This window comes from Pseudomonas sp. J452, assembly GCF_024666525.1.
Taxonomy (GTDB): domain Bacteria; phylum Pseudomonadota; class Gammaproteobacteria; order Pseudomonadales; family Pseudomonadaceae; genus Aquipseudomonas.
In genome coordinates this window covers 2328659-2354634 of the sequence record NZ_CP088294.1, presented here as the reverse complement: position 1 = coordinate 2354634, position 25976 = coordinate 2328659, and the positions used below count along the sequence as shown (strand labels likewise).

The window sequence follows — 25976 nt, the reverse complement described above, 5'->3', positions numbered from 1 at the left end:
CAACCTCCGAGTGCCGTGATTTACCTGCAGCGCGGCGCCACCTATTGTTGCAGGGGCGTGCGTGCCTTATCGTCAGCCCAGCCAGTTCAAGGAATTTGAGTCATGTACCTACTCGGGGAGCAACCGGCTTACGCCGATCAACTGATCCAACGCTTGCAGAGCATTCCTGCGCAGTTGCTCGACGGCCTGCAGCCCAACGGCTCGCCCTTGCGCCTGGAACAGGTCGACGACCTGGCCAAGATCCTGCCCGGCAACCAGCTGTACATCATCGAGAACGGCCTGCTGCACGCTCAGGTCGATGACCGCCCGCTGTTCTATCTGCAGGAAGGCGACCTGGTCGGCCTGCGTCAGGGCATCGACCTGCCCAGCTGCCGCTACAGCAGCGAAGAACAACTGACTCTGGTGCCCTACTCCCGCGCCGACGTGTTCAAGCACATCTACGGCAGCGAGCAGCGCCAGGAACTGTTCATCCAGTACCTGATCGGCCACACCGCCCTGCTGTCCGATGCCCTGGCGCGCCTCAAGCAGCCGGAAATTCGTCCGGCCACCGGCTTCCAGCACTTCGCCGCTGGCGAAGAACTGATTCACCAGGGCGACGATGCCGACCACGTGTTCGTAATCATCGAGGGTCACGCCGAAGCCCATGTCGATGGGCAGAAGGTCGGTGATGTGCAGAAGGACGAGATTTTCGGCGCCATGGCCGTGTTCACCCGCGAGAAGCGCAGTGCCACGGTAATCGCCAGCGAGCCCTGCACTGTCATGGTCATCCCCAAGGATCAGTTCCTCAGCCTGATGCAGAGCAACCCGCGCATCGCCCACAGCCTGATCGAGAGCATGGCCCGGCGCATCGATCTGCTGAACAAGGAAGTCACCCAGCTGCGCACCCAGCACCAGTTGGCCTGATAGCCACAGCGGTCACCCCAACCCCGGCCCAGTGCCGGGGTTTGTTTTTCTAGGGTTTTGCCAACTAGTCGAAAATAATTCGCATTTAGCTATTGACGCAAAAATGAGAATTGTTATTATTAACTCAACTGGTCGCGAGATCAGCCGATAAGCTGGAAGGCCAACAGTCGGGCTCTTCAGATTATCTCCTCATCAGGCTAATCACGGTTATTGACCCGGCACTTTGCCGGGTCTTTTTTTGCCTGTGGGAAAGCCCCGCCCTGCCCAGCAACAGGCCCTGGCCGACCCTATACTGCATGGCACAGCGTTGCCCGCCATCCGCAGAGGCCGTGATGTTCCAGAGACATGCCAGGCTGTTTCTCCTGCTCTGCGTCGCACTCGGTATCGCGCTGAGTGGCTGTAGCGCGCTGGCCCTGCGCGACCCACTGCATATCGACCTGGCAGGCCTGGAACCACTCCCCGGCCAAGGCCTGGAAATGCGCTTCAGCCTCCTCCTGCGAGTACAGAACCCCAACGACCAGCCGCTCGACTTCAACGGCGTGGCCCTGCAACTGGAGGTCAACGGACATACGCTGGCCAGTGGTGTGAGCGACCAGAGCGGCCAGGTGCCCCGCTTCGGTGAGACCCTGATTCGTGTTCCGGTGAGCATTTCCGCGTTTGCCGCCATCCGCCAGGCCTGGGCCGCCGCGGGCTACCAGCAGGGCCAAGGCTTGCCTTACACCCTGCACGGCAAGCTGGCGGGTGGCCTGTTCGGCAGTGCGCGCTTCAGCGATAGCGGCACCCTGAACTGGCCGCAAACGGCCCCGCCGCCCTGAGCAGATAGCCCGGCAAGCAGGACCGTATAGCAGCGGATAGGCAGCACCCGGGGGTGCAGTGCTGAATAATGCTGACAAAACCCTATATAATATGCGGCTTTAGTTTTACGACCCCCGAGGATCCACCGTGAGCACTTTGCCGCCCTGCCCCAAATGCAACTCCGAATACACCTACGAAGACGGCGCCATGCTGGTCTGCCCGGAGTGCGCCCACGAGTGGTCCGCCAGCGGCAGCGCGGACAGTGCCGGCGAAGCCGACAAGGTGATCAAGGATGCCGTTGGCAATGTGCTGCAGGATGGCGACACCGTCAGCGTGATCAAGGACCTCAAGGTCAAAGGTTCCTCGCTGGTGGTCAAGGTCGGCACCAAGGTCAAGGGCATCCGTCTGTGCGACGGCGACCACGACATCGACTGCAAGATCGATGGCATCGGCGCCATGAAATTGAAGTCCGAATTCGTCAAGAAGGTCTGAGCCCTCGGCGCCGCCATAGTGCGGGGCGCCATCCAGGCACCCCGCGCCACCAGGGCAACCGCCAACGCCCTGCCTCAAGATTGTCTAGCATGACTGATACACCCCGCGCCCGAACTGGCGGCGGGGCATCGGCCTGCAAGGGGAGGTTTCCATGCGCAGCCTGTTGCTTTGCCTGCTTCTGCTTTTCGGCCCGGCCGCCTGGGCCGAAGAATGGCGCGTAGTGGGTGACGAGCAGTTCGCCCCCTACAGTTTTGTAAGTCTCGACAGCGATACACCGCAGGGCCTGGATGTCGAACTGGTGCGGGCGGTCATGGATGAAGCCGACCTCGCCTACAGCCTGCGTCTGTATCCCTGGGAGCGGGTCAAACACATGCTCAATCGTGGCGAAGTGGAGATGGCCTTCCAGTTTGCCGGCACCCCGGAGCGCATGGCGCAGTACGAACTGGCCGGCCCCATCCGCACCGGCTCCACGGTCTTCATGACCCGCCACACCCTGGCCATCCAGGACTGGCAAGACCTGGAAGACCTGCAGTCGTATGTAATCGGCCAGGTGAAGGGTTATTCCTACGAAGCAAACTTCGACCAGGCCGACCTGGCCCGCGACACCAGCGCGCAGAACCCGCGCCAACTGGTTTCCATGCTGCTGGCCGGACGCATCGACATCATCGTCGGCGATCGCACGCAGTTGCTGTATTTCGTGCGCGAGCAACGCGCCCAGGAACAGGTGCGCATCCTGCCGCGACCGCTGGTTGAGATGCCGCGCTATGTGGCGTTTGCCAAGGGCGATACGGCGCGTGCCGAGCAGTTCGGCGCCGCCCTGCAGCGCCTCAAGGGCGCAGGCAAGCTGGCGAGCATCTACAAGCGCTGGGAGTAACGAGGAAGTGCTGCGGGCAGTGCCGGCCCGAAGCGCCAGCACCACCTGATCACCGCTTAACAGGCTGCTGAAAAACGTTGGCGAGGCAGCCAGCGCAAGGCAAAAACAGGCGAAAAAGCGCAGTTTACGAGCTGTAAATGAGCATTTTTAGCCTGTTTTTAACGCCGCGATGGCAACGCAGGTAGTTTTTCAACAGCCTGTTAACGGGCGCCTTGCGCGGCCCGCTCACGACAGGCGTCACCAAACGCCTGGAAGATCTTCACCGAATCCGGGTTGGACGCCGCGCGCCATTCCGGGTGCCACTGCACGGCGAAGGTGAACTGCGGCAGCGCCGGTGCATGGAATGCCTCGACCAGGCCGTCTTCGGCGTAGGCCAGGGCCTCCAGGCCCTCGCCCAGGGTCTTGATGCCCTGGCCATGCAGCGAGTTGACGTGGATCTCTTCGCTGCCCATCAGCTTGGCCAGCCAGCTGTCCGGCACCAGGCGTACAGCGTGGCTTTGCGCGTACTGCACCTCCACCGGCTCGTCGGTGTCTTCGCGGTGATCGTCGAAGCCCGGCTCCGCATAGACCTTCTGGTGCATGTCGCCGCCCAGGGCCACGTTGATTTCCTGCATGCCGCGGCAGATGCCGAAGATCGGCAGGCCACGGGCGATGGCCGCGCGAATCAACGGCAGGTCGAACAGATCGCGGTCACGATCCTGGGACTTGCCGGGGGTGAGGTTTTCCTGGCCGTAGAGGCTCGGGTCGATGTTGCTGCCGGCACCGGTCAGGTACACGCCATCGACCATATCCAGGTACTGCTCGAGATCGTCGGTGCCGCAGCAGGTCGGCGCCAGCAGCGGAACGCAGCCGGAAATCTCGACGAGCGGCACGATGTATTTGTGGGTCATCACCTGGTAGTCGTGACCCTTGCGCTCCTGGCTGCCCATGGACATCAGGACCACGGGTTTGCGTGGGGCTTTAGCAGTGTTAACTGTGTTGTTGTTAGACATACATCACCTTGGGACAGGCCGGGCCTGTCATTGCTGTGCAGGCGCGCGGCCAAGGCCTGGCGCTGCCTGTTTTGCAGGTTCGCAGACTTCACACACAGGACGGCGGCTTGGGCAACACCCCTTCCAGAGCCGCACTGGCACGCTCTGGAACACCCCTCGTTACAAGCCCGAAAAGTGCTGGTCGTCTGCCCGAGCCGGCCTGTTGGCAGTCGGAACCTGCTAGCCAGTCTGCCAAAGCCGTAAAATATGTCAAACATTGGCAGACGATTTTCATCAGGAATTCTTTGCAAAACAGCGCTGTAACCACCTAACGGCAAGGGACGGCACGCTGGAAAGAATATTTTTCTCGCGCATATAGTCCAATATATTTTACGAACAGCACCAGCAGCGAAATACGCAGCGGCGCGCACTTCACTGCACCGGCAGGAAGTTCATGAACAACAGACTCTGCGCATAGTTGACCCCCAGACGCCGGTAGCGCTCCTCCAGCATGTGGGTCAGCAGGTCGAGCCGCGCCACCATCTTGCCGAACTCCACGGCAAAGCTCAGGTTGCCGCCCTCATTCGACAACAGCAGCGGGCGCCCACGGCTGTCGCGGCGCTGACCAAGCATCCAGGCGGCCTTCTCGATATTGCGTGCGGCGTTGTAGATGAATTCGGCGTTGAATGAATCGGTCAGATAGAACTCGGTGCGCCCGCCGTGGGCGGTGACCAGCATGCTGCCCAGGGCGAAGATAAAGGCGCCGACCCGGTCACCGGAAAAATCCGGGCTGAGAGCGTAATCCAGCGCCGCCACATCGCGGCGCCCGCCCAGCTGTGGCAGTGGCCGGTTCTGCTCGATGGCCTGATGGATGGCCCGCTCGGCTGCGGCGCGGCTCGCCAACCCGGTCTTCTGCCACTCCTGCGGGTTGCGCTGGTACAGCTTGCTCATCAGCTGGTACAGGCTGTTGAGGTTGTCGCGCATGGCCAGGGTCGCCATGCGATCGACATCGGTCTGCAGCAACTCGCCGGCCTGGGGCGCGCTGCTCTTGCTGACGATCGACTCATGCGCCAGGCGGCCCTGGCAGGCCGTCAGCGCCATGCCGAACAGCGCAATCAGCAACAGCCTGCCGCCGTAACCAGGCGCCTGCGCCCAGGCGGCCAGCCTTGCCATGCCCAACCATGCTGCCCCCATCGCCTCGCCCCCGTGCCCGTGATCCCCGCTTGCAGTAAAGCGCAAAGCCGGCCGTCCGGCAGGGCTCACGGCATGCGCGGGGGCCATGAACTAGAGTTTCTCAACATGGGGAAGTTCGCTGCGCCATTGCCAACCCGGCAGGAGTTCCGTCATGACCATGCTCGCCACCCTGCTGCACCGCCTGCCCCTGGCCGGCCTGGTGCTGGCCCTCGCGCTACCGACCCAAGCCGGCGAAGATATTGGCGGCGCCAAGGATCACCCGCTGCTGAGCCGCTACCCGAACTCGCACATCACCGAATACCAGCAGAACTACAACGCCGTCGACTTCGCCACCGACAGCATTGATGGCGTGCCACAGCGCCATAGCGTCGAAGGTAATGCCACGCAGATCTTCTACTTCCACGACAGCGCCGAAACCCAGCCCAGCCCGCTGCAACTGCTGCGCAACTACCAGAACGCGATCAAGGCCATCGGCGGCGAAGTGATCTACGAGCGCCTGCCCAGCGAGGGCGACGGCGGCGAGACCACGCTCAAGGTGCTCACTGGCGGCAAGGAGGTCTGGGTGCGGGTCGAGCCGGGCATCTTCAGCGCGCCGACGCAGAGCTACCGGCTGGCCATTGTCGAAGTCGCCGCCATGCAACAGGTGGTCAGCGCCAACCAGCTGCTCGACGAACTCAACCGCAACGGCTTCATCGCCCTCTATATCAACTTCGACACCGGCAAGGCCGACCTCAAAGCCGACGGCCAGGCCAGCGTGCGTGAAATCGTCAGCATGCTCAGCAGCGCGCCCGACTTGAAGATCGCCATCGAAGGCCACACCGACAACGTCGGCCAGCCGGCAGACAACAAGGCGCTATCGGAACGCCGCGCACAGAGCGTGATGGCCGCCATCGTCGCTGCCGGCATCCCGGCCGAGCGCCTGCAGGCCGCCGGCTTCGGCCAGGAACGTCCGGTGGCGGACAACCGCAGCGAAGAAGGCCGGGCAAAGAACCGCCGCGTCGAGCTGGTCAAGCAGTAGCCCGCCACAGAACCGGCACGCCCTGCAGGCTGGCTTCATGACCCGAAAATGAACAGGGCGCAACCACTGCAGCAGTGGTTGCGCCCTGATAGCAAAGGGGAGACAGGCTTACCGCCGCCCCCCCCGGCGGTTCTCACTGACTCAGCGAAACCTGCTTGGCCTCGATGTTCAGCGTCGCCAGACGCTTGAGCAAAGCGCTGATGTTTTCACGCGCGGCGCCTTCGTTAGCCAGACGCAGGCGGGTGACCGCGACAAACGCATCGCCTACACCTGCAGTGAAGGGTGTACGCACGGTCTCACGGAGGATTTCCTGGCCTGTCGCATTGTCGATCAGGCTGTACTCGACCTCGCTGGTCACTTCGAAGTCCAGGCCGAACAGCGGCTGATCGACACGCAGCAGATTGGCACGCAACGAGTACGGAGCCTTGCCCGAGTTATCGAGCAGACCGGCATTACCCAGCGACTGCTGCAGAGCAGCCTGGAAGTCCGCACCGCCGATTTCCGAGGTCCACATTGGGTTGGTTTCTTGACCGCCCTTGACCTCGGCCAGTTGCAGGTTTTCCTGCAGTGCCGGGGCGTAGGTGTTGGCACGAGCCTGAGACTCGGCAACCGTCATGCCTTCGATCTTGGCCGAAGAGGCACAGCCGGTGAGCAGCAGGGAAAACAGGGAGAGGCACAGCAAACGCCGCATGGTTTGTTCCTTCAAATGATGTTTTTTGAGCCGGGCCAGGCCCGGTGCGCCAGGGCCTGCAGGAGGCGAAAAACCATCCGCGCGATCATCCCTGAACACACCGGCAGAGTAATGGCATCTTGCCATGCACTCAAGCGACGACTGCCAGGTCATATTGCGCCGACACACCGCCCATACCTGAGCCTGCGCTGGCTCACCGCCTGCAGCGCAACCCAGCCGTCACTGCCGTTGAGAGCAGGGGCCAAGAATTGTGCCCCCGGCTTGGTTCACCGGTTTCCCATACAGCGCAGCCCGCACTGGCAAGCTTGCTCGGGTGACTAACGCCCTGCTTACCGCGCATCCGGCAGCACGCCGCGAACCCACCCAGGTGCGGAGTAGCGTGATAAGGCGTTTACACAGGATTTACATTTCCCGCGGGGATTTAGCGCGTTATTGCGCAGTCGAAACCAGTAACCGGAACAGGCCGGTTACCAGAGGAGTTTCGATCATGCTTGCGCGTATCCCCCTTATCACAGGGCTGGTTGCCAGCCTGGCGCTGTTCAGCCAGCAACCTGCCATTGCGGCAGATCGCGGCGATGTCGCCGCGGGGGTCGCTGTGGGTGCAATAATCGGTGGCATCATTGGCGCCACCGCACGGCCAGTGCAGGTTTACCAACAGGAACCGGTCTACTACGCTCCGCCGCCCGTGGCCTATTACCCGCCACAACCGGTGTATTACGAAGCGCGCCCGGTCTACTACACCCCGGCGCCGGTGTATTACGTCGATAGCCATCGCCACTACAAAAAACGCCACCACCGGCATCATCACCGCCATCACGGCTACCGCTGGTAAGCACGAGCCCCGCACTGCGTTAAACCTGCTCACTCAAGGAAAACGCCGCCTTTCTCCTGGAATGCGGCGTTTTTCTTTGCGGCCAATGCCGCGCCCATACAACGGGATAATGACTTGCTGGCCACCCGGACAGTCCCCTCTCACACTGATGGGAGAGGGTTAGGGAGAGGTGAGAAAAGCAGCCAGCGCCGGATGGACAGTGGTACAGGCCTGCAGTAGCGTGCTGTCCGGCCGGCAGATGCCGGTGTTAACCATCGGATGGAAGCCGCCTTGCCCCGCCTCAACCACGCAGATTGCCCCTCGCCTCGCCTTCAGCCAGTCGGTGGTGCGCAATGAAGAAGCTGCTGCATGTCGCCATCTTTGCCGTGGTGATGTTCTTAGGGATCAAGCAGGCTCTGGAAATGGGCGACTCGCGCGAATGGCCGACGACCCTGGGGCAGATCACCAGCTCGCGGATCGTCCAGGTATCGGAGCGGGTCTCACCCAAGGGCGACTACAGTTCCTACACGCCCAGGTACGAGGTTCGGCTGAGCTACTCCTATCAGGTCGATGGCCAGCCCTACAGCGGCAAACGTCTGCGCATCCGCAGCCATGCCTACAGCAACGAGAAGCACGCCCGCCGCGAACTGGCGGACTACCCGGTGGGGCAGCAGGTCGATGTGTACTACAACCCTAAAGAGCCGGAAAGCAGTGTGTTGATGTTGCACTGAGCCTTGTTCGGCCCAGCGCCGGATGAATCGCGCGTCGGCGTTGAACTACTGGCTTTGCTGGTACAGAGAGCTCCCGCAAAGCCGTTTAACCCGTGGCGAACGCAGCCTGCTGCTGGTTATTTTTTATCCTTGGTCACTTCGTGGCCAATCACGCCACCCACTACCGCGCCGGCGCCGGTACACAGCACGCCACCACACAGCAGGTTACCCGCCACACCACCCACGGCAGCGCCTGCGACGGTGCCCTTCTCCTGGTGGGACATTCCCGAGCAGCCGCTCAAGCCCAGGGTGGCGAGCAGGATGCCGGTGGCAAACAGTTTGAAGATGCTCATGTTCGGTACTCCAATGCAAAACTCAGGGACCTCGCTGGCGCTGAATCGCGGCGCACGGGAGGAATGCTGAGTGTTCGCTGGCGCGGAGCGGGTGTCTGTGCGGCGGCGATCACAGGGGCGGCTAATTGTCAGAACGAGCCCGCGCAAGGACAGCGGGTGCCGCTGGACGTGACTGGCAGGACGATCAAAGATGCTGCCTAGCACGGTATTCGAGGACCACCCATGAGTGATGAAGAGCGCAACGTTGAATGTGGCGTGCATGGCTCCAACACCGCCACGTTCATCTGCCAGCACCTGCAGAGCGGCGAGGGCCAGGGCTTCAACGTGGCGTACGACCCGGAGCAGCCTGACGACCTCTACCCCGATGCCTGGTGCGACCAGTGCGACGCCGTGCTGGAGCAGGAAGGCGAATGGAATGATCGCGCCGAGGCGTTTGCTGACATCTGCGTGGTGTGTGCGGAGTGCTACTGCCAGAGCCGCGAGCGCAACTGGCATGAGGATGAGGAAGTGCTGCACGCGCTGATCGCCGAGAGCTTCGACTACCTGCAGGCGCAGCAGGACAGTTTCATGGCCACCTACCGGATTGGCGAGCACAAGCGCTGGGACTGGTATCAGGAAACCGGCCAGCTGATTTTCTCCAATGACGGCAAGCCAGCGGTGGAGTGCGCGGTGGATTTCGTCGGTACGTTCTCCAGCCATTCCGACACCTGGATGTGGGCCTGGGCGAACGAGTCGTTTCTGGAGCTGGTCAAAGCCCGCTCGCGGGTAGTTCGCGAGCTGGGGGAGTCGTTGGATTTTCTGAAGCTGGCCTGTGCCACCTGGTCGGCCGACCCGGTCGATGGCTGGGAGATGACGGCGGTGATGGCCCACCAGCTGGGGGCCATTGGCTCCTATCGGGCGCCGAGTGAGCGAGGGTTTCTCTATATGGTGGTGCGGGAGGCGCGCTGGGTTAGTTAGCGGCGGAGCTTGCTGACTGGTCTGTCAGCTATGGCCTTGAGCGAGTATTTCGCAGTAAGGTCGGGGCATCGACTTGCATGGATGCGCTTATGGCCATTGAAGCCGCGCTGTATTGCCAACAGGACTTTCCCCCCGGTGCCGTCACGTTTCGTGGGGTGGGTGCTGGGAGTTGGCGCCCTCTCCTTGTTTCACCCGATACGCTTTCCTCGGCTTTGGGCTACAGGTTTCGCCTCGCACGGCGAGTCACTTTCTCTTTTCGCGCGCAAAGAGAAAGTAACCAAAGAGAAAGCGCGCCCGACATCCGGGTTTCGCTGCGCGAAACTCCCCTCCCTCCGGTGCCGCTCCGGGGGCCGGCTTACAAGGGCCATCCCTGGCCCTTTAAGCCTCTCGCCGCATCCATGCGGCTCGTCCCCCTACGCAACACCTACGCTCGGCCTCCTGACGGGGAGTCTGCGCGCATGAAGGCTTCACGTTTCAGGTTGCTCGGCGTTGTCGGTATGCCTCGCCGTAGGGCGGGTGCAACCCGCGCCGCCGGCCCACGCGGGTTTCACCCGCCCTACTCGATCGTTCCCACGCTCCGCGTGGGCATGCAGCCACAGACGCTCCGCGTCTGCGGGACGCGGAGCGTCCCCGGATGGGTTCCCACGCGGAGCGTGGGAACCATCGGTAAAACGAACTCAAACGCCAACACCACACTGCCGCCCTTGCGCCAACAGGTCGGGCCGGGACCGGGTCCCGTCAGGAGGCTGAGTGGAATCGTTGCGTAAGGGGTTGAGCGGCATGGATGCCGCGAGAGCCGCGATGGGCCAGGGATGGCCCTTCGCGGCGGGCCCCTGGAGCAAGGATGGAACGAAGGGAGTCTCGCGCAGCGAGACCCGGATGCCGGGTGTGCTTTCTCTTTGGTTACTTTCTCTTTGCACAAGCAAAGAGAAAGTGACTCGCCGGGAAGGCGAAAAGCGTGATTTCGGAGTAAATAAGAAGCCTAACTGGGCTCCGATAGCGAGAAAGCGAAGTGTTGCACATCCTACAAATGCTCAGATTTCTCACGACCGTTAATAACCATAGGAGAATTTATGAAGCTAACCGAAGTATATATAGAGAAATTCAGAGCAATAAGAACCTCGGTTATCTCAGTTAACTCCGAACTAGCTCTTGTAGGACAAAACAGCGCCGGAAAGTCCTCAATACTCAGAGCAATAAATGCATTTTTTAATTTCACAGAAGAAAAGCCACACTTTGAGTCGGGCAGACATGCATTCCAAAAAACATCCACAACAGTAATAGAAGTAGAATTCTCTGATGTTCCGATTGAAATTGAGCTAACGACATATGGACAAGACAACACACTAAGAGCAAGATTGAAATATAAGAAATCCGAAACATGGCAAATCTATAATGGACAAGAGTGGCTGACAGCCCCACAAGACCTGCATGAGAAAATCAAGAGACACATCAACTACGCATACATTCCTCTTCGCAGGGATCATGAGGTTGCGAACTGGACAGATAATAGCCTATTAAAAAAGGCCGTCCATGCTTGGCTAACAAACCACACCAGCCGAAGAGACAGAATAAGCCCAAAGGTTGCCGAACTTAGTAAAAGTATTCAAACCCGAACTTTAGATGGACTCGACAAGCATTTAAGAAAGGTTACGCCGCTTTCTGGAGTGTTTACATTTAATCTTGGATACAAAACCCAGCCAGACTACTCAATATTTCTGAATGATATAGCTCTCAGGGTGACTGAAGGCGACACTACAGTTGATCTTGAAGATTGCGGAAGCGGCACTCAAAGCATGGCGGCATTCGCACTCTACTCATACTTGGCCGAGCAAAACCAGAGCACCTATATACTAGGAATCGAAGAGCCTGAAAGTAACCTTCACCCTCAGGCGCAGAGAGAACTGATTAACAACCTGCGCAAACTGCCTCTACAGGTGATATTTACCACTCACTCAACGGTAATGCTTGATGAACTCTTACATGAAGAAGTTGTTCTCTGCAGAAAAAAGAGCACTCCAAACAGAGGAATAGAAGTCACAACAACACAACTATCGAAAGATTTCTGGAGAAGTAGAGATATTGACAAGGATGGGTATTACCAATTCTACAGAAGAAGGAATTCAGAATTTTTCTTCTCAAACTTTGTAGTAACAACCGAAAGTCCAATAGATGCTGAAATAGTTAAGCACCTATTGCGAGAAGGTGGCGCCGACCCTATTGATTACTCCGTATCAATTATTGCCCTAGATGGCGTAAAGGCACTCCCCTATGCTTACTGGCTTTTAAAAGAGCTAGCGATCCCATTTGCCGTTGTAGTTGACAGAGATTACTTCACCCCTTACCTGCACGATGAACTAGAAAAAAGCAGAGATGGCAGCGGCTTCCCAAAATACAAAAGCAATTACAACAATGGAATTCTCGTTCACGATATCCTACCACTACAACAGGAACAGGAAGACTTACTTAACAACCTTAGCACCAACCACTCAAAAGCTATGGATATCCTCGAATCAAAGAGCTTCTTCTGTTTCAGATGGTCTCTCGAAGTAGACTTGGTCGCCGCGCCAACCGCAGCAAACCTTCTATACAACTCATATAACATTCCCGCACAAGACAGAAACCCCGCAGAGCTATTAATCAAGAACAAGAAATCTATCAAAAAGCTCGACAGAATACTGCCGGTAATCAAACTGCTCCCCCCGAGAAATCTGCCTGGCGCATATAAGCGAATCAGAAGAAAAATACCGGAGCTAATTAAGCAATCTAAGCCATATTAAAACCTACCCAGGTAGAGCAACTCATAAAAAAAGCCCGTCATACGACGGGCTTTTTTCAATAACCGTTCAACGCGGCACTATTCAAGCCCCCACCGCCGCCCTCCGCTTGGTGATTTTGCTGGCCTGATACTCCCTCGCCGCCTCATGAAACGCCCCAATCAGCGCGTTGTAATCGGCCTTCTCCCAATAGCGATACTCCGGATGCCACTGCACCCCCACAGCAAACGCCTTGGCACCAATCACACTGACCGCCTCGATCTGCCCGTCCTCACAGACCGCCTCGACCTGTAGCCCCTCACCGAGACGGTCGATCCCCTGCCCATGCAGCGAGTTGACGCTGATCTCGCGCTCGCCGAGCAGCTTGTGCAGCACGCCACCCTCGGTCAGGGCGACCTTGTGGATCGGGCCGTAGGCCACGTCGTCCGGCACGTCTTTTACTTCGCGGTGATCCAGGCGACCTTCCACCTCATGCACTTCACGGTGCAGGGTGCCGCCGTACAACACGTTGAGTTCCTGCACGCCACGGCAGATGCCGAGGAAGGGAATGCCACGCTCGATGCAGGCGCGCATCAGGCGTAGCACGGTGGCATCGCGGGGTTGGTCGGCCAGGCCCAGGCCGGGGTGGTCGTCGCCGTAGCAGCTGGGGTGCACGTTGGACAGCGAGCCGCCGAACATGATGCCGGAGACGCTGTCGAGCACGGTCTCCATGTCCAGGTCGTCGCCAAAGGCCGGAATCATCAGCGGGAAAGCGTCGAAACCGGTGACCGCGTGAATGTACTTCTCCCCCACCAGATGGAACCAGCCGATATCACGACTCGTCAGCTGCCAGCGGCACAGGGGAAGGCCAATCATGGGTTTACTCATTGCAAGGGTGTCCTCTTCTGAGAACCTTGTAGGGTCGGCTGCGCGTCGGAAAAACTGCGTTAAAAGCGGGCTCGGGCTGCTCATTTACAGCGCGTAAACTCCGCGCCCTCGCCCGCTTTTGCCTTGTTTTTCTCTAGCTCGCTCAACCCTATGTCGGTTCTATTTAATTGAAGTGGGCTGCCCTTGGGACAGCGGGCTACCGGGTCACGATAACCGTGAACCCGCTCACCCAAGGGGTGCCGCTTCCCGCCGGCAGGACGCCGGCGAGTTACTGCACCAATGCCGCGCCCGCGCGGCAGGTTGTGTTGCGAAAAACCAAAGCAAAAAAAGGGCCGGTCCGAAGACCAGCCCTGGGTACTGCTTAACCGTTGCTCGGGAAGGCGAACTGCGCGGCCTCGTGGCTCGCGCGCTGCGGCCAGCGCTGGGTGATGGTCTTGCGCTTGGTGTAGAAGCGCACGCCATCCGGGCCGTAGGCATGCAGGTCGCCGAACAGCGAGCGCTTCCAGCCGCCGAAGCTGTGGTAGGCCACCGGTACCGGCAGCGGTACGTTGACGCCGACCATGCCGACTTCGATCTCGTCGCAGAACAGGCGCGCCGCTTCACCGTCGCGGGTGAAGATGCAGGTGCCGTTGCCGTATTCGTGGTCGTTGATCAGCTTCATCGCCTCTTCCAGGCTGCCGACGCGGACGATGCACAGTACCGGGCCGAAGATCTCCTCCTGGTAGATGCTCATCTCGGTGGTGACGTGGTCGAACAGGCTGCCGCCGAGGAAGAAGCCGGCTTCGTTGCCCGGTACCACCAGGCCGCGACCGTCGACGACCAGGGTAGCGCCCTGGGCGACACCGGCGTCGACGTAGCCCTTGACCTTGTCACGCGCAGCGCCAGTCACCAGCGGGCCCATGTCGAGGCCGCAGGAGGTGCCGGCACCGATTTTCAGCGCCTGGATTTTCGGGGTCAGCTTGGCCACCAGGGTATCGGCAACCTGATCACCCACGGCGACGACCACGGAGATGGCCATGCAGCGCTCGCCGCAGGAACCGTAGGCCGCGCCCATCAGGGCGTTGACGGTGTTGTCGATGTCGGCGTCCGGCAGGACCACGGCGTGGTTCTTGGCGCCGCCCAGGGCCTGCACGCGCTTACCGCGGCGGTTGGCCTCGGTGTAGATGTATTCGGCGATCGGGGTGGAGCCGACGAAGCTGATGGCTTTGACTTCCGGTGCTTCGATCAGCGCGTCCACGGCTTCCTTGTCACCGTTGATGACGTTGATCACGCCATTCGGCAAGCCGGCTTCGTGCAGCAGCTGGGCGATGTACAGGGTGGAGCTCGGGTCACGCTCGGACGGCTTGAGGATGAAGCAGTTGCCGCAGACGATGGCCAGCGGGTACATCCACAGCGGCACCATGGCCGGGAAGTTGAACGGGGTGATCCCGGCGACCACGCCCAGGGGCTGGTGGTCGGACCAGCTGTCGATGTTCGGGCCGGCGTTGCGGTTGAACTCGCCTTTCAGCAGCTCGGGGGCGCCACAGGCGTACTCGACGTTCTCGATGCCGCGTTGCAGTTCGCCGACGGCGTCTTCGAGGGTCTTGCCATGTTCTTCGCTGATCAGCGCGGCGATCTTGTCCTTGTTCTGCTCCAGCAGTTGCTTGAAGCGGAACATCACCTGGGCACGCTTGGCCGGCGGGGTGTTGCGCCAGGCCGGGAAGGCGGCCTTGGCGGCGTCGATGGCGGACTGGATGGTGGCGCGGTCGGCCAGCTCGACCTGACGCACCGGCTCGCCGATGGACGGGTTGAAGACCTGGGTGGTGCGACCGTTGCGCAGAACGATTTCGCCATTGATGAAGTGGGCGATGGTGCTCATGGGTGTTCCCTCATTGGTGTTCTGGAGGGCGGCTGCGCTGGGCGCAACCGCCGCGAATCATTTGATTTCGGTTTCGACGAAGACCACTTCGTGGTCGCTGGCGTTGATCACGTTGTGCTCGACGCCCGCCTTGCGGAAGTACGCCTGGCCGGCCACCAGGGGCGCATGCTTGTCGCCCTCCGGGGTTTCCAGCAGCAGGGTGCCGTTGGTCATCGGCACCACCACGTAGTCGTAGCCGTGGCAGTGACGACCGGTTTCGGCACCGGGGGCGAAGCGCCACTCGGTGACGATCACCCGGTCGTTGTCCACCTGCACGGTGGACACTGCCTGCGCACGCGGGTTCATCAGTCGACCTTGGCGAGGATTTCGCCAACGGCGTTGAACAGGGTGTCCAGCTGCTCGGGCTTGGTGTTGAAGGTCGGCCCGAACTGCAGGGTGTCGCCACCGAAGCGCACGTAGAAACCGGCTTCCCACAGCTTGATGCCAGCCTCGTACGGGCGGATCACGCCGTCGCCGTCACGCGGAGCCAGTTGCAGGGCACCGGCCAGGCCGCAGTTGCGGATGTCGATGATGTGCTTGCTGCCCTTGAGGCTGTGCAGCTTCTCTTCGAACACCGGCGCCAGGGCGGCCGACTGCTCGATCAGGTTGTCGCGCTTGAGCAGCTCCAGGGTCGCCAGGCCGGCGGCGCAGGCCACCGGGTGGCCGGAGTAGGTGTAGCCGTGGCCGAACTCGACCATGTGCTCGGGAATCGCCTGCTGCATGAAGGTGTTGTAGATCTCGCTGGAGGCGATCACCGCGCCCAGCGGGATGGCACCGTTGGTGACCTGCTTGGCGGTGTTCATGATGTCCGGCACCACGCCGAAGTACTCGGAGCCAGTCCATTTGCCCATGCGGCCGAAGGCGGTGATCACTTCGTCGAAGATCAGCAGGATGTTGTGCTGGGTGCAGATCTCGCGCAGGCGCTGCAGGTAGCCGGTGGGCGGCACGATGACGCCGGCGGAACCGGACATCGGCTCGACGATCACCGCGGCGATGTTGGAGGCGTCGTGCAGTTCGATCAGCTTGAGCAGCTCGTTGGCCAGCTCTACGCCGCCGGTCGCGGCCATGCCCTTGGTGAAGGCCAGGTGCGCCTGCAGGGTGTGCGGCAGGTGGTCGGCATCCATCATCTGGCCGAACATCTTACGGTTGCCGCCGATGCCGCCGAGGCTGGTGCCGGCGATGTTGACGCCGTGGTAGCCACGGGCACGGCCGATGAACTTGGTTTTGCTCGGCTGACCTTTCAGGCGCCAGTAGGCCTTGGCCATCTTCACCGCGGTGTCGGCGCACTCGGAGCCGGAGTCGGTGTAGAACACATGGTCGAGGCCGGCCGGGGTCAGCTCGGTGATTTTCTCGGCCAGCTGGTAGGACAGCGGGTGGCCATACTGGAAGCCCGGGGCGTAGTCCAGGGTGCCGAGCTGCTTGGCCACGGCTTCCTGGATTTCCTTGCGGTTGTGCCCGGCGCCACAGGTCCACAGGCCGGACAGGCTGTCGAACACGCGGCGGCCCTTGTCGTCGATGAAGTAGTTGCCGTCGGCACCGACGATCAGGCGCGGGTCGCGCTTGAAGTTACGGTTGGCGGAAAACGGCATCCAGTGGGCATCCAGCTTGAGCTGGCTGGCCAGGGACGGGGTGGCGGTCTGCGGCATGTTCATCGGAGAGCTCTCGCAAGGAGGTTTTGTTGTGTGCTTGTTGCAGCGAAAGGTGCCACGGGCATAAAGTCACTAAAACACAACTCTTCTTATCCTTAGTTAAGTCAGAGCTAAACAATGAGTGTGCGCCGCCCCGATCCACTGGCCCAGGTCAGCGATTTTGAAATCCGCCTGCTGCGCCTGTTCCGCAGCGTGGTCGAGTGCGGCGGCTTCTCCGCCGCGGAAAGTGTGCTGGGCATCGGCCGTTCGGCGATCAGCCAGCAGATGAGCGATCTGGAGCAGCGCCTGGGCCTGCGCTTGTGCCAGCGCGGGCGCGCGGGGTTTGCCCTGACCGAGGAAGGACGAGAGGTGTACCAGTCGGCCTTGCAGCTGTTCGGCGCGCTGGAGAGCTTTCGCAACGGGGTCAACGGCCTGCACCGCGAGCTGCGCGGCGAGCTGCATATCGGCCTCACCGACAACCTGGTGACGGTGCCGCATATGCGCATCACCCACGCCCTGTCGCGCCTCAAGGAGCGCGGCCCGGACGTGCGCATCCAGATCCGCATGACCCCGCCCTCCGAGGTGGAACAGGGTGTGCTGGATGGCAGCCTGCACGTCGGCGTGGTGCCGCAGAGCCATCCGCTGTCCGGCCTGGAATACCAGCCGCTGTATGGCGAGCGCTCGCAGCTGTACTGCGCGGTGGGCCACCCGCTGTTCTATGTGGATGATGCGCAGCTCTCCGATACCCGCCTGAATGCCCAGGAGGCGATTGCCCCAACCTTCCGCCTGCCGCCGGAGATCCAGGCGCAGTACCAGGTGCTCAATTGCACGGCGAGCGCCTCGGACCGCGAGGGCATGGCCTTCCTGATTCTCACCGGGCGCTATATCGGCTACCTGGCCGACCACTACGCCCAGCAGTGGGTGCAGCAGGGCCGCCTGCGCGTGCTCAAGCCGGACTCGCGTTTCTATGAGCTGACCCTGGCCTCGGTAACCCGCAAGGGCCGGCGCCCGCAACTGGTGCTGGAGAGTTTTCTTGAGGCGCTGGCGGAGACGGGGAGCTGACGAGGAACGTTGGCTAAGACACGTGCTTTCTCCCCTCTCCCGTTTCGGAAGACGACTGCAGGGATGCAGGAGTTAAAGCGACGCAGGATGTTTAAGGGAAAAGGGCTTTGGTGTGGTCTGTCGCCCTCTCCCCCACCCCCTCTCCCACCTCCTCATAAACCAAGAGTGGGAGAGGGGAGCAAAGCAACCCAGCCAGCCACCTGGAACGCTAGTCCCACAAGGCTTTCAGCGCAGCGCAGAACGCGACCAGCGGGTTCTCAACCTGTCCCTTAAGACGGTTTTTTGGCGCAAAATCAGCTAATTGGCCGACAATCGGCAATCTTCTGCCCAAAGGCACACGATTTTGACGCTCAAGGGTTGTTTCGTGACCCGCGCTGGGGTATCTGTTCGTCACCAACCCGTTGATTTGTACGGAATCCCTCCATGCCTGCTGACACCTCCCCCGTTCCGAGTCCCGCCAAACCTGCTGGCCGCATTCGCCAGAAGAACGAGAAGGCGATCATCGCCGCGGCCGAAGAGCAATTCGCTCGCCACGGCTACAAAGGCACCAGCATGAATACCATCGCCCTCGCGGTGGGGCTGCCCAAGGCCAACCTGCACTACTACTTCAACAACAAACTGGGCCTGTACGTCGCGGTGCTCAACAATATCCTCGATCTGTGGGATGCCACGTTCAGCAACCTCAGCGTCAACGACGACCCGGCACAGGCGCTGAGCCGCTATATCCGCGCCAAGATCGAGTTCTCGCGCACCCAGCCGCTGGCCTCGCGGATTTTCGCCATGGAAGTGATCAGCGGCGGCGAGTGCCTGAGTGGCCACTTCAACCAGGACTACCGCGACTGGTTCCGCGGCCGCGCGGCGGTGTTCCAGGCCTGGATCGATGCCGGCAAGATGGACCCGATCGACCCGATCCACCTGATCTTCCTGCTGTGGGGCAGCACCCAGCACTACGCCGACTTCGCTAGCCAGATCTGCCGCCTGACCGGCAAGAACAGCCTGAAGAAAGCCGATTTCGACGAGGCGGCCGACAACCTCGAACGCATCATCCTCAAGGGCTGCGGGCTGACCCTCAAGGCCGGCTGAGCCATGCGACGAGCGGGGCCGGCACGCGGCCCCAGACTCAGCGCCGACGCCGCTTGCCGGTGACCATCGACAGCGGCAGGTTCTCGCGCAAACGCACGCTCTCTACCAGCGCCGCCAGCAGGTGCAGGCCAACCAGGGCCAGCAGGCCATTGGCGAACAGTTCGTGCAGCTCCTCGATCCAGTCCTCGCCCCAGAAGTAGTCGACCTCCTCCATCAGGAAGCCGCTCAGGCCCAGGCCGAGCATAAAGAGCATCATCAGGATCATCACCAAAGCACCCAGCGGTGAATGGCCGAGGCGGTGATAGGGGCGCCCGCCGAGCAGCGCGCGCAGATGTTCGGTCAGGCGCGCGCGGGTCGGCCAGAAATCCGTCCAGCGCGCCGCCGGCGTACCGATAAAGCCCCACACCCCGCGAATGGCCAGCCAGCCGACGGCGTAGTAGCCGAACCAGCGGTGCCAGTCGTCGCCCGCTTCGGTAAAGCAGTAGTTGGCGATGAAGGCGGCGGCCATGGACCAGTGAAACAGGCGCACGAGCGGGTCCCACAGGCGCAGGGTGGGGGCTGCCATATCAGTCGATCTCACTCTTCACGGCCTTGCCGCTGACCGGGTCGAAGTAGATCTCGACCTTCTGCTTGTCCTTGTTCCAGCCGTAGATTTCGTAGCAGTTGCCGGCGGTGACCTTGAACTTCTTGATCTCGTAGCCTTCGGCCTTGAGGTTTTCCTGGAACTTGGCCTGGTCCTGCCACTGGCTCGGCTCGGCCGTGCTGCATTGCGGGCCGGCAAAGGCCAGGGGGCTGGCGAGAGCCAGGGACAGCAGGAGCAATTTACGCATGGGGATTTCCTCGGGATGGGTGGAATGCGTGCTCAATTTGCCTGGCCAGGCTTAAAGCATTCTTAAGCTCCACAAAAAAACCATCCCGGCGCTCACTGCCCCAACCAGGGCGCCTGCTGCAACAGGCGCGCGCAGCCCTGGCGCAGGTGCTCGCGCAGCAGCTGCACCGGCTTGCTCAACTGCTCGCGGTGGGCGCAGATCAGGTTGAGCGGCGTCGGCTCGCCCTGCCAGTGCGGCAAAAGCACCTGCAGGCGGCCGGCCTGCACATCGGCGGCCACATCCAGCCAGGACTTGTACACCAGCCCCTGCCCGGCCACGGCCCAGCGCCGCACCACGTCGGCATCGTCGCTGATGCGGTTGCCGCTGACCGTCACGGTCTGGCTGCGCCGGCCATCGCTGAAACTCCAGCGCTCATGCACCCGGCCACCGAGCATGTACTGCAGGCAGTTGTGCTGGCGCAGCTCCTCCAGCTGACGCGGTGCGCCATGCCGCGCCAGGTAGGCCGGCGCGGCGCACAGTACGCGGCGGTTCTGCGCGGCGATCGGCAGCGCCACCAGGCTGGAGTCTTCCGGGGCGCCATAGCGCAGGGCGATGTCCACCGGCTGGCGGAACAGGTCGGCAACCCGATCGCTGAGCAACAGGCGCAGGCTGAGCTGCGGATGTTCTTGCTGCAGCTGGTCGAGCCAGGGCAGCAGCACGTTGCGGCCGAAATCCGAGGGCGCCGCCAGCTGCAGCACGCCACTGATCGCGGCCTTGCCACCGGCCAGTTGCTGGCGCCCCTGCTCCAGGCTGTGCAGGGCATTGCGGGCGTGTTCGAGAAACTGCTCGCCTTCGCCGGTCAGGCGCAGGCTGCGGGTGGAGCGCACGAACAGGCGCACCTGCAGCTGCTGCTCCAGGCGCTTGAGCGCGGCGCTGGCCACCGCCGGAGAGCAGTCCAGCTCACGGGCGGCGGCAGACAGGCTGCCCAGTTCGGCGGTGCGGGCAAACAGGGCGAGATCGTCGAGACGCAGCATGGCGCGCTCCATTTTCAAAAAAATATTGAAAGAGACTCTATTGGCCGCCGCTTTTTCTTGCCAGTGAAATAGCCGAGCATGCCGTCATCACCTGTTACCAGCCCGCCTCCGGGCGACTAAGCTGGAGCATTCGTCTTGTTCGCGCATCCCTGTGGAGCCCACCTGTGAAAGCCATTGCCTACTACCAGAGCCTGCCCATCGACCACCCCGAAGCCCTGCAGGATGTGCAGCTGGCCGAGCCACAACCGGGCGACCACGACCTGCTGGTAGAGGTGAAGGCCATCTCGGTCAACCCGGTGGACACCAAGATTCGCCGCAACGTCCAGCCAGAGGCCGGCCAGGCCAAGGTGCTGGGTTGGGATGTAGCCGGCGTGGTCAAGGCCGTTGGCGCGCAGGTCAAACAGTTCCGCCCCGGTGACCGGGTGTTCTACGCCGGCGCCATCGACCGCCCCGGGGCCAACAGCGAGCTGCATGTAGTCGATGAACGCATCGTCGGGCGCATGCCCGGCTCGCTGGACTTCGCCCGCGCCGCCGCCCTGCCGCTGACCGCCATCACCGCCTGGGAACTGCTGTTCGAGCGCCTGCAGATCAAAGAAGGCCAGGGCGACCAGCAGCAGAGCCTGCTGATCGTCGGCGCCGCCGGTGGCGTGGGTTCGATCCTGGTGCAGCTGGCCCGCCAGCTCACCGGCCTGACCGTGATCGGCACCGCCTCGCGCGCAGAAACCCGCGACTGGGTGCAGTCGCTCGGCGCGCACCACGTCATCGATCACAGCCTGCCGCTGAGCGAGGAACTCAAGCGCATCGGCATCGCCCAGGTCAGCCATGTCGCCAGCCTGACCCACACCGACCAGCACTACGCGCAGATCATCGAAGCCCTGGCGCCCCAGGGCCGCCTGGCGCTGATCGACGACCCGGCGCAGCTCGACGTGGTGCAGCTCAAGCGCAAGAGCCTGTCGCTGCACTGGGAGTTCATGTACACCCGCTCGCTGTTCCAGACCGCCGATATGATCGAGCAGCATCGCCTGCTCAACCGGGTCAGCCAGCTGATCGACGACGGTGTGCTGAAAACCACCCTGGGCGAACACTTCGGTCCCATCAACGCGGCCAACCTGCGCCGCGCCCACGCCCTGCTGGAGAGTGGCCAGGCGCGCGGCAAGATTGTGCTCGAAGGGTTCTGAGGAAAGGCGCGACCATGGCTGAGTGCGTGAGGGCATTCGCGGCTGAAGCTCCTACAAAAGCCGTAACCTGCAGCAACAGTTGACGGGGACCCAGCCCTTTTCATGCCAGTCTATTGGTGGAAAAGACCTCAATATCCTCACGCTTCGCCCAGCCCTCCTGCGCCAGCCAGAAGGACAGCGCCTGCGGTGCATCACGCAAGACGAAGACATGCGCCTTGCTGATGCCCTGCTCCGCCAGGCGGCGCAACGCCTCATCCAGTAGCGCCTGCGCCAGGCCGCGGCCACGCCAGGGCAGATCGACAACCAGATGCTGCAGATAGCCACGCCGGCCGTCATGTCCGGCCAGCAGGCAGGCCGCTAACTGGCCATCCATCTCGGCAAGCAGACTCAAGCCTGGATTGCGCGCCAGATAGGCCGAAAACGGTTGCAAGGCATCCTCGGGGCGCACGCAGATCCCAGGGGTACGCCGCCATAGAGCCAGAAGAGCCGCATGGTCGGCCGGAGTGATGGGGCGAATCGACATAAGAGCTCCTCACTGACGATCGACGAGTCTACACCGGCGCCTGCAGCCCATCAGCGCGGCCTGCTGTCGCAAGCCGATTTTGCGGTTATGCTGCGGCCATGGACGATTCTGACTACCTGCGCCTGCTCACCCGGCAGGCCGAACAGGCCAACGACTTCCTATCCAATGCGCGCAAGTGGGAACGCGAGCGCTGGGTCTGCCAGCGCCTGCTGCTGGGCCTGAATGTACCCTTTCGCCAAGACGAATTCGGCAGCGCCGCCCAGGAGCCGCCGGATGTACAGTTCCGCGAGGCCAACTTCGAGGTGTTCTTCGTCCTCGATCATGGCCGCCGCCTCAACGACGAGTGGCGCGCCGAGCTGGAGCGCCGCCGCAGCGCCCTCTCGCTCAGCCAGCTGCTGCGTCGCGAGCCACGCCCACGACGAATCGCCGCCAGCGAACTGCAGGCCCGCCTGGCACCGACCCTGCGCAAGAAAGCCCACAACTACCGCGAACGCGGCATCGACCTGAGCGAACTGGACCTGCTCGCCTACATCAACCTGAAACGCGACCTGCCGGACTTCAACAGCCACTTCCCGCCACCCGGCGAATACCTGCGCCAGGGCTGGCGCTCCCTGGCCCTGGTCGGCCCGACCTATGCCCGCGTGCTGTTCGCCCATGCCGACGCACCCGACTTTCTGCGCAACAACCTCGGCCGCACCGTACTGTTCGACGTGGGTATCAGCCTGTGAGCCCACTGCACGAACTGCTCGCCGCAGTCCCGCAACAGGGCCGCGTGTGCTGGATTGGCGTACGCCCGCAGGCACGCGGCGCAATGCTCGAGCTGCAAGCCGTGGAGGCCCGCCGCGAAGCCGGCCTGACCGGCGACCACACTCGTCCCGGCCCGCGCAACCTGCGCCAGGTCACCCTGATCCAGTGGGAACACCTGGCGGTGATCAACGCCCTGCTGGCACGGCCGGAAGACCGGCAGATCACGCCCCTGGACCTGCGCCGCAATCTCGCCATCAGCGGCATCAATCTGTTCAGCCTGAAGAATCGCTGCTTTCGCATCGGCCAGGCGATCCTGCAAACCACCGGCTGGTGCCAACCCTGCGCCAAGCTGGAGGAACGCCTGGGCCCGGGCACCTTCCAGGCCATGCGCGGCCACGGCGGGATCACCGCTCGCGTGCTGCACAGCGGCATTATTCGCCTGGATGACGACCTGCGCGTTGAGCCACTGACGAGCGCAGGGCTAGAATGAGCCAACTTTCATGCGAGGCACACCATGTCCAGCCGCTTGAGCCCCGAAGACCAGCAGCGCGTCGATCAATACCTGAACGCCCCGCAACATCAGGTCGAACGCCAACCCTTTCGGGTCTGGCGCCTGTTGCTGGTCATCCTGCTCGCGGTCATCGCCCTTGGTGTACTGAGCCGCCTTCTGAGTCGACTGGTGCTATGAGCTGCTTAGCGCTCGCCCGGCCGGACTCCTCCCCGGATTCCGCAAACCTTATGAGATATCCCCATGACCCATCGCATTGTGATCGTCGGCGGCGGCGCCGGCGGCCTGGAGCTTGCTACCCGCCTGGGTAGAACCCTGGGCAAGCGCGGCCAGGCCAGCATTACCCTGGTCGACGCCAACCTCACCCATATCTGGAAACCGCTGCTGCACGAGGTTGCGTCCGGCTCGCTGAACTCCTCCGAGGACGAGCTGAACTACGTGGCCCAGGCCAAGTGGAATCACTTCCAGTTCCAGCTCGGCCGCATGAGCGGGCTGGATCGCGCACGCCAATGCATCAGCCTGGCCGCCACCCTCGACGAGACTGGCGAGGAGCTGCTGCCCGCCCGCGAGCTGAACTACGACAGCCTGGTGATCGCCGTTGGCAGCACCACCAACGACTTCGGCACGCCGGGCGCGGCCGAGCACTGCATCTTCCTCGACACCCGCGAGCAGGCCGAGCGTTTCCACGGCAAGCTGCTCAGCCACTACCTGCGCGCCCACGCCGGCAAGACCGATGACGGGCAGATCAGCGTGGCCATCGTCGGCGCTGGCGCTACCGGGGTCGAACTGGCCGCCGAACTGCACCACGCCGCCCATGAGCTGGCCGCCTACGGCCTGAACAACATCCAGCCGCAGAACATGCGCATTACCCTGATCGAAGCCGGTTCGCGGGTGCTGCCGGCGCTGCCGGAACGCATCAGCCGGCCCGTGCACCAGACCCTGGAAAAGCTCGGCGTCACCGTCCTCACCGGCACCGCCGTCAGCCAGGTCACCCAGCAAGCCCTGCTCACCGCGAGCGGCATGGAAGTAGCAGCCAGCCTCAAGGTGTGGGCCGCCGGCATTCGCGCACCAGGCTTCCTCAAGGAGCTGGACGGCCTGGAGAGCAATCGCATCAACCAGCTGGTGGTGCGTCCGAGCCTGCAGACCACCCTGGATGACAACATCTTCGCCTTCGGCGACTGCGCCGCCTGCCCGCTCGGCGACGGCAGCGAGCGCACCATCCCGCCGCGCGCCCAGGCCGCACATCAGCAGGCCTCGCTGTTAGCCAAGTCGCTCAAACTGCGCCTGGAAGGCAAGCCGCTGCCGGAGTTCCGCTACCAGGACTACGGCTCGCTGATCTCGCTGTCGCGCTTCTCCGCGGTCGGCAACCTGATGGGCAATCTGATGGGCAGCGTCAAACTGGAAGGCTGGCTGGCGCGGATGTTCTACATCTCGCTCTACCGCATGCACCAGATGGCCCTGTACGGTGGCTTCCGCACCCTGCTGCTGATGCTCAGCGACCGTATCGGCCGCAGCACCGAGCCGCGCCTGAAGCTGCATTGACGGACACGGTTAGCCGTGCGTACCGCCCGTAGCGGTGCGACACGGCGCCCCATGACCAGCCAGCCTATAAAATCCAGGCAACAAAAAACCCGCACTAGGCGGGTTTCTTGTTTCTCGGACCAGACCCGAGAATATATGGTGGGTCGTGTAGGATTCGAACCTACGACCAATTGGTTAAAAGCCAACTGCTCTACCAACTGAGCTAACGACCCAAAAATGGTCGGGGTAGGGGGATTCGAACTCCCGACATCTTGCTCCCAAAGCAAGCGCGCTACCGGACTGCGCTATACCCCGATAAGAAAGTTGGCTCCGCGACCTGGACTCGAACCAGGGACCCAATGATTAACAGTCATTTGCTCTACCGACTGAGCTATCGCGGAACGTATAACTTCCTAGCTCTGCTACCGGCTTTGGCTTGCGCCGTTTCCCGTATCAGAGGCGCGCCATTTTACGTTTCCGCGCGCGCCTGTCAACCCTTGAAATCACTTTCTTTACAAAGCCTTGCGATTGAACTTCAGGCTACTATAAGTCTATAGCTTGAAGTACATCACA

Annotated in this window: 28 protein-coding genes and 3 tRNA genes; 16 read left to right on the top strand and 15 right to left on the bottom strand. The window is 62.0% G+C overall.

Going from position 1 to position 25976, the window contains the following annotated elements:
• Positions 1-102: 102 nt before the first annotated feature.
• The 4 genes from LRS11_RS10640 (at position 103) to LRS11_RS10625 (ending at position 3064) form a co-directional block, all read left to right on the top strand.
• The gene (locus LRS11_RS10640; protein WP_173203866.1) at positions 103-903 is read left to right on the top strand and encodes a cyclic nucleotide-binding domain-containing protein; all 801 of its coding nucleotides are present in this window, start codon (positions 103-105) and stop codon (positions 901-903) included.
• 332 nt (positions 904-1235) lie between these two features.
• Complete coding sequence (locus LRS11_RS10635) at positions 1236-1718, top strand: LEA type 2 family protein (RefSeq protein ID WP_260496777.1); 483 nt, start codon at positions 1236-1238, stop codon at positions 1716-1718.
• Between the two features lie 127 nt (positions 1719-1845).
• Entirely contained in the window at positions 1846-2190 is a 345-nt protein-coding gene (locus LRS11_RS10630; protein WP_260496776.1) for a zinc ribbon domain-containing protein YjdM, read from the top strand.
• A gap of 151 nt (positions 2191-2341) precedes the next feature.
• Positions 2342-3064 (top strand): substrate-binding periplasmic protein, encoded by a 723-nt coding sequence (locus tag LRS11_RS10625; protein ID WP_260496775.1) that lies wholly within the window; start codon positions 2342-2344, stop codon positions 3062-3064.
• A gap of 200 nt (positions 3065-3264) precedes the next feature.
• On the opposite strand, the gene LRS11_RS10620 is transcribed toward LRS11_RS10625, so the two are convergent.
• Positions 3265-4056 carry a gamma-glutamyl-gamma-aminobutyrate hydrolase family protein gene (locus LRS11_RS10620; RefSeq protein WP_260496774.1) on the bottom strand — a complete coding sequence of 264 codons (792 nt, stop codon included), beginning with the start codon at positions 4054-4056 and terminating at the stop codon, positions 3265-3267.
• Between the two features lie 411 nt (positions 4057-4467).
• Positions 4468-5208, bottom strand: coding sequence for a hypothetical protein (locus LRS11_RS10615; protein WP_260496773.1), 741 nt, complete (start codon positions 5206-5208; stop codon positions 4468-4470).
• Between the two features lie 172 nt (positions 5209-5380).
• On the opposite strand from LRS11_RS10615, the gene LRS11_RS10610 reads away from it, so the two are divergent.
• The gene (locus LRS11_RS10610) at positions 5381-6247 is read left to right on the top strand and encodes an OmpA family protein (RefSeq protein ID WP_260496772.1); all 867 of its coding nucleotides are present in this window, start codon (positions 5381-5383) and stop codon (positions 6245-6247) included.
• Positions 6248-6380: 133 nt separating this feature from the next.
• Here the strand turns inward: LRS11_RS10610 and LRS11_RS10605 are convergent, their stop codons facing one another.
• Entirely contained in the window at positions 6381-6938 is a 558-nt protein-coding gene (locus tag LRS11_RS10605; RefSeq protein ID WP_260496771.1) for a hypothetical protein, read from the bottom strand.
• 487 nt (positions 6939-7425) lie between these two features.
• Between LRS11_RS10605 and LRS11_RS10600 the strand changes: the two genes are divergently transcribed.
• Both LRS11_RS10600 and LRS11_RS10595 read left to right on the top strand, forming a co-directional pair.
• Entirely contained in the window at positions 7426-7770 is a 345-nt protein-coding gene (locus tag LRS11_RS10600; RefSeq protein ID WP_260496770.1) for a hypothetical protein, read from the top strand.
• A gap of 332 nt (positions 7771-8102) precedes the next feature.
• A complete protein-coding gene (locus LRS11_RS10595; RefSeq protein ID WP_260496769.1) occupies positions 8103-8480 on the top strand; it encodes a DUF3592 domain-containing protein in 378 nt (125 codons plus the stop codon).
• A 116-nt stretch (positions 8481-8596) separates the two neighbouring features.
• Here the strand turns inward: LRS11_RS10595 and LRS11_RS10590 are convergent, their stop codons facing one another.
• Positions 8597-8812, bottom strand: coding sequence for a glycine zipper 2TM domain-containing protein (locus tag LRS11_RS10590; protein WP_260496768.1), 216 nt, complete (start codon positions 8810-8812; stop codon positions 8597-8599).
• A 222-nt stretch (positions 8813-9034) separates the two neighbouring features.
• Here LRS11_RS10590 and LRS11_RS10585 point away from each other — a divergent pair, with 222 nt between their 5' ends.
• On the top strand, positions 9035-9769 hold the full coding sequence (locus LRS11_RS10585; protein ID WP_260496767.1) for a DUF6882 domain-containing protein: 735 nt from the start codon (positions 9035-9037) through the stop codon (positions 9767-9769).
• 1073 nt (positions 9770-10842) lie between these two features.
• On the top strand, positions 10843-12549 hold the full coding sequence (locus LRS11_RS10580) for an ATP-dependent endonuclease (protein WP_260496766.1): 1707 nt from the start codon (positions 10843-10845) through the stop codon (positions 12547-12549).
• Positions 12550-12630: 81 nt separating this feature from the next.
• Here the strand turns inward: LRS11_RS10580 and LRS11_RS10575 are convergent, their stop codons facing one another.
• The 4 genes from LRS11_RS10575 to LRS11_RS10560 form a co-directional block, all read right to left on the bottom strand.
• A complete protein-coding gene (locus tag LRS11_RS10575) occupies positions 12631-13401 on the bottom strand; it encodes a gamma-glutamyl-gamma-aminobutyrate hydrolase family protein (protein ID WP_260496765.1) in 771 nt (256 codons plus the stop codon).
• A gap of 373 nt (positions 13402-13774) precedes the next feature.
• On the bottom strand, positions 13775-15271 hold the full coding sequence (locus tag LRS11_RS10570) for a CoA-acylating methylmalonate-semialdehyde dehydrogenase (protein ID WP_260496764.1): 1497 nt from the start codon (positions 15269-15271) through the stop codon (positions 13775-13777).
• A gap of 57 nt (positions 15272-15328) precedes the next feature.
• Entirely contained in the window at positions 15329-15616 is a 288-nt protein-coding gene (locus LRS11_RS10565) for a cupin domain-containing protein (RefSeq protein ID WP_260496763.1), read from the bottom strand.
• Entirely contained in the window at positions 15616-16962 is a 1347-nt protein-coding gene (locus LRS11_RS10560) for an aspartate aminotransferase family protein (RefSeq protein WP_260496762.1), read from the bottom strand. Before LRS11_RS10560 ends, LRS11_RS10565 begins: the two co-directional genes overlap by 1 nt.
• A 114-nt stretch (positions 16963-17076) precedes the next feature.
• On the opposite strand from LRS11_RS10560, the gene LRS11_RS10555 reads away from it, so the two are divergent.
• On the top strand, positions 17077-18000 hold the full coding sequence (locus LRS11_RS10555; RefSeq protein WP_260496761.1) for a LysR family transcriptional regulator: 924 nt from the start codon (positions 17077-17079) through the stop codon (positions 17998-18000).
• 423 nt (positions 18001-18423) lie between these two features.
• Complete coding sequence (locus LRS11_RS10550) at positions 18424-19083, top strand: TetR/AcrR family transcriptional regulator (protein WP_260496760.1); 660 nt, start codon at positions 18424-18426, stop codon at positions 19081-19083.
• Between the two features lie 37 nt (positions 19084-19120).
• Here LRS11_RS10550 and LRS11_RS10545 read toward each other — a convergent pair whose 3' ends face one another.
• From LRS11_RS10545 to LRS11_RS10535, 3 genes are all read right to left on the bottom strand, one after another.
• Positions 19121-19648, bottom strand: coding sequence for a cytochrome b/b6 domain-containing protein (locus LRS11_RS10545; protein ID WP_260496759.1), 528 nt, complete (start codon positions 19646-19648; stop codon positions 19121-19123).
• Position 19649: 1 nt separating this feature from the next.
• Positions 19650-19913: a PepSY domain-containing protein gene (locus LRS11_RS10540; RefSeq protein WP_260496758.1), complete on the bottom strand. Its 264-nt coding sequence runs from the start codon at positions 19911-19913 to the stop codon at positions 19650-19652.
• Positions 19914-20005: 92 nt separating this feature from the next.
• A complete protein-coding gene (locus tag LRS11_RS10535) occupies positions 20006-20926 on the bottom strand; it encodes a LysR family transcriptional regulator (protein WP_260496757.1) in 921 nt (306 codons plus the stop codon).
• Positions 20927-21090: 164 nt separating this feature from the next.
• On the opposite strand from LRS11_RS10535, the gene LRS11_RS10530 reads away from it, so the two are divergent.
• Positions 21091-22104 carry a zinc-binding alcohol dehydrogenase family protein gene (locus LRS11_RS10530; RefSeq protein ID WP_260496756.1) on the top strand — a complete coding sequence of 338 codons (1014 nt, stop codon included), beginning with the start codon at positions 21091-21093 and terminating at the stop codon, positions 22102-22104.
• Positions 22105-22204: 100 nt separating this feature from the next.
• Here LRS11_RS10530 and LRS11_RS10525 read toward each other — a convergent pair whose 3' ends face one another.
• Entirely contained in the window at positions 22205-22627 is a 423-nt protein-coding gene (locus tag LRS11_RS10525) for a GNAT family N-acetyltransferase (RefSeq protein ID WP_260496755.1), read from the bottom strand.
• Positions 22628-22725: 98 nt separating this feature from the next.
• Between LRS11_RS10525 and LRS11_RS10520 the strand changes: the two genes are divergently transcribed.
• The 4 genes from LRS11_RS10520 (at position 22726) to LRS11_RS10505 (ending at position 25424) form a co-directional block, all read left to right on the top strand.
• Positions 22726-23355: a DUF1780 domain-containing protein gene (locus LRS11_RS10520; protein WP_260496754.1), complete on the top strand. Its 630-nt coding sequence runs from the start codon at positions 22726-22728 to the stop codon at positions 23353-23355.
• Positions 23352-23864 (top strand): MOSC domain-containing protein, encoded by a 513-nt coding sequence (locus LRS11_RS10515; RefSeq protein WP_260496753.1) that lies wholly within the window; start codon positions 23352-23354, stop codon positions 23862-23864. Before LRS11_RS10520 ends, LRS11_RS10515 begins: the two co-directional genes overlap by 4 nt.
• A 24-nt stretch (positions 23865-23888) precedes the next feature.
• Positions 23889-24062, top strand: coding sequence for a DUF3094 family protein (locus LRS11_RS10510; RefSeq protein WP_173203690.1), 174 nt, complete (start codon positions 23889-23891; stop codon positions 24060-24062).
• A 63-nt stretch (positions 24063-24125) separates the two neighbouring features.
• Complete coding sequence (locus LRS11_RS10505) at positions 24126-25424, top strand: NAD(P)/FAD-dependent oxidoreductase (RefSeq protein WP_260496752.1); 1299 nt, start codon at positions 24126-24128, stop codon at positions 25422-25424.
• A 136-nt stretch (positions 25425-25560) separates the two neighbouring features.
• On the opposite strand, the gene LRS11_RS10500 is transcribed toward LRS11_RS10505, so the two are convergent.
• From LRS11_RS10500 to LRS11_RS10490, 3 genes are all read right to left on the bottom strand, one after another.
• Positions 25561-25636, bottom strand: a tRNA-Lys gene (locus LRS11_RS10500).
• A gap of 5 nt (positions 25637-25641) precedes the next feature.
• A tRNA-Pro gene (locus tag LRS11_RS10495) sits at positions 25642-25718 on the bottom strand.
• A 10-nt stretch (positions 25719-25728) separates the two neighbouring features.
• Positions 25729-25804, bottom strand: a tRNA-Asn gene (locus LRS11_RS10490).
• Positions 25805-25976 lie beyond the last annotated feature (172 nt).

Excerpts from the sequence above, each read along its gene's own strand:
- LRS11_RS10640 (WP_173203866.1), top strand. The coding sequence starts at position 103 with ATGTACCTACTCGGGGAGCAACCGGCTTACGCCGATCAACTGATCCAA.
- LRS11_RS10635 (WP_260496777.1), top strand. The coding sequence starts at position 1,236 with ATGTTCCAGAGACATGCCAGGCTGTTTCTCCTGCTCTGCGTCGCACTC.
- LRS11_RS10625 (WP_260496775.1), top strand. The coding sequence starts at position 2,342 with ATGCGCAGCCTGTTGCTTTGCCTGCTTCTGCTTTTCGGCCCGGCCGCC.
- LRS11_RS10620 (WP_260496774.1), bottom strand. The coding sequence starts at position 4,056 with ATGTCTAACAACAACACAGTTAACACTGCTAAAGCCCCACGCAAACCC.
- LRS11_RS10615 (WP_260496773.1), bottom strand. The coding sequence starts at position 5,208 with ATGGCAAGGCTGGCCGCCTGGGCGCAGGCGCCTGGTTACGGCGGCAGG.
- LRS11_RS10610 (WP_260496772.1), top strand. The coding sequence starts at position 5,381 with ATGACCATGCTCGCCACCCTGCTGCACCGCCTGCCCCTGGCCGGCCTG.
- LRS11_RS10605 (WP_260496771.1), bottom strand. The coding sequence starts at position 6,938 with ATGCGGCGTTTGCTGTGCCTCTCCCTGTTTTCCCTGCTGCTCACCGGC.
- LRS11_RS10600 (WP_260496770.1), top strand. The coding sequence starts at position 7,426 with ATGCTTGCGCGTATCCCCCTTATCACAGGGCTGGTTGCCAGCCTGGCG.
- LRS11_RS10595 (WP_260496769.1), top strand. The coding sequence starts at position 8,103 with ATGAAGAAGCTGCTGCATGTCGCCATCTTTGCCGTGGTGATGTTCTTA.
- LRS11_RS10590 (WP_260496768.1), bottom strand. The coding sequence starts at position 8,812 with ATGAGCATCTTCAAACTGTTTGCCACCGGCATCCTGCTCGCCACCCTG.
- LRS11_RS10585 (WP_260496767.1), top strand. The coding sequence starts at position 9,035 with ATGAGTGATGAAGAGCGCAACGTTGAATGTGGCGTGCATGGCTCCAAC.
- LRS11_RS10580 (WP_260496766.1), top strand. The coding sequence starts at position 10,843 with ATGAAGCTAACCGAAGTATATATAGAGAAATTCAGAGCAATAAGAACC.
- LRS11_RS10575 (WP_260496765.1), bottom strand. The coding sequence starts at position 13,401 with ATGATTGGCCTTCCCCTGTGCCGCTGGCAGCTGACGAGTCGTGATATC.
- LRS11_RS10570 (WP_260496764.1), bottom strand. The coding sequence starts at position 15,271 with ATGAGCACCATCGCCCACTTCATCAATGGCGAAATCGTTCTGCGCAAC.
- LRS11_RS10565 (WP_260496763.1), bottom strand. The coding sequence starts at position 15,616 with ATGAACCCGCGTGCGCAGGCAGTGTCCACCGTGCAGGTGGACAACGAC.
- LRS11_RS10560 (WP_260496762.1), bottom strand. The coding sequence starts at position 16,962 with ATGAACATGCCGCAGACCGCCACCCCGTCCCTGGCCAGCCAGCTCAAG.
- LRS11_RS10555 (WP_260496761.1), top strand. The coding sequence starts at position 17,077 with ATGAGTGTGCGCCGCCCCGATCCACTGGCCCAGGTCAGCGATTTTGAA.
- LRS11_RS10550 (WP_260496760.1), top strand. The coding sequence starts at position 18,424 with ATGCCTGCTGACACCTCCCCCGTTCCGAGTCCCGCCAAACCTGCTGGC.
- LRS11_RS10545 (WP_260496759.1), bottom strand. The coding sequence starts at position 19,648 with ATGGCAGCCCCCACCCTGCGCCTGTGGGACCCGCTCGTGCGCCTGTTT.
- LRS11_RS10540 (WP_260496758.1), bottom strand. The coding sequence starts at position 19,913 with ATGCGTAAATTGCTCCTGCTGTCCCTGGCTCTCGCCAGCCCCCTGGCC.
- LRS11_RS10535 (WP_260496757.1), bottom strand. The coding sequence starts at position 20,926 with ATGCTGCGTCTCGACGATCTCGCCCTGTTTGCCCGCACCGCCGAACTG.
- LRS11_RS10525 (WP_260496755.1), bottom strand. The coding sequence starts at position 22,627 with ATGTCGATTCGCCCCATCACTCCGGCCGACCATGCGGCTCTTCTGGCT.
- LRS11_RS10520 (WP_260496754.1), top strand. The coding sequence starts at position 22,726 with ATGGACGATTCTGACTACCTGCGCCTGCTCACCCGGCAGGCCGAACAG.
- LRS11_RS10510 (WP_173203690.1), top strand. The coding sequence starts at position 23,889 with ATGTCCAGCCGCTTGAGCCCCGAAGACCAGCAGCGCGTCGATCAATAC.
- LRS11_RS10505 (WP_260496752.1), top strand. The coding sequence starts at position 24,126 with ATGACCCATCGCATTGTGATCGTCGGCGGCGGCGCCGGCGGCCTGGAG.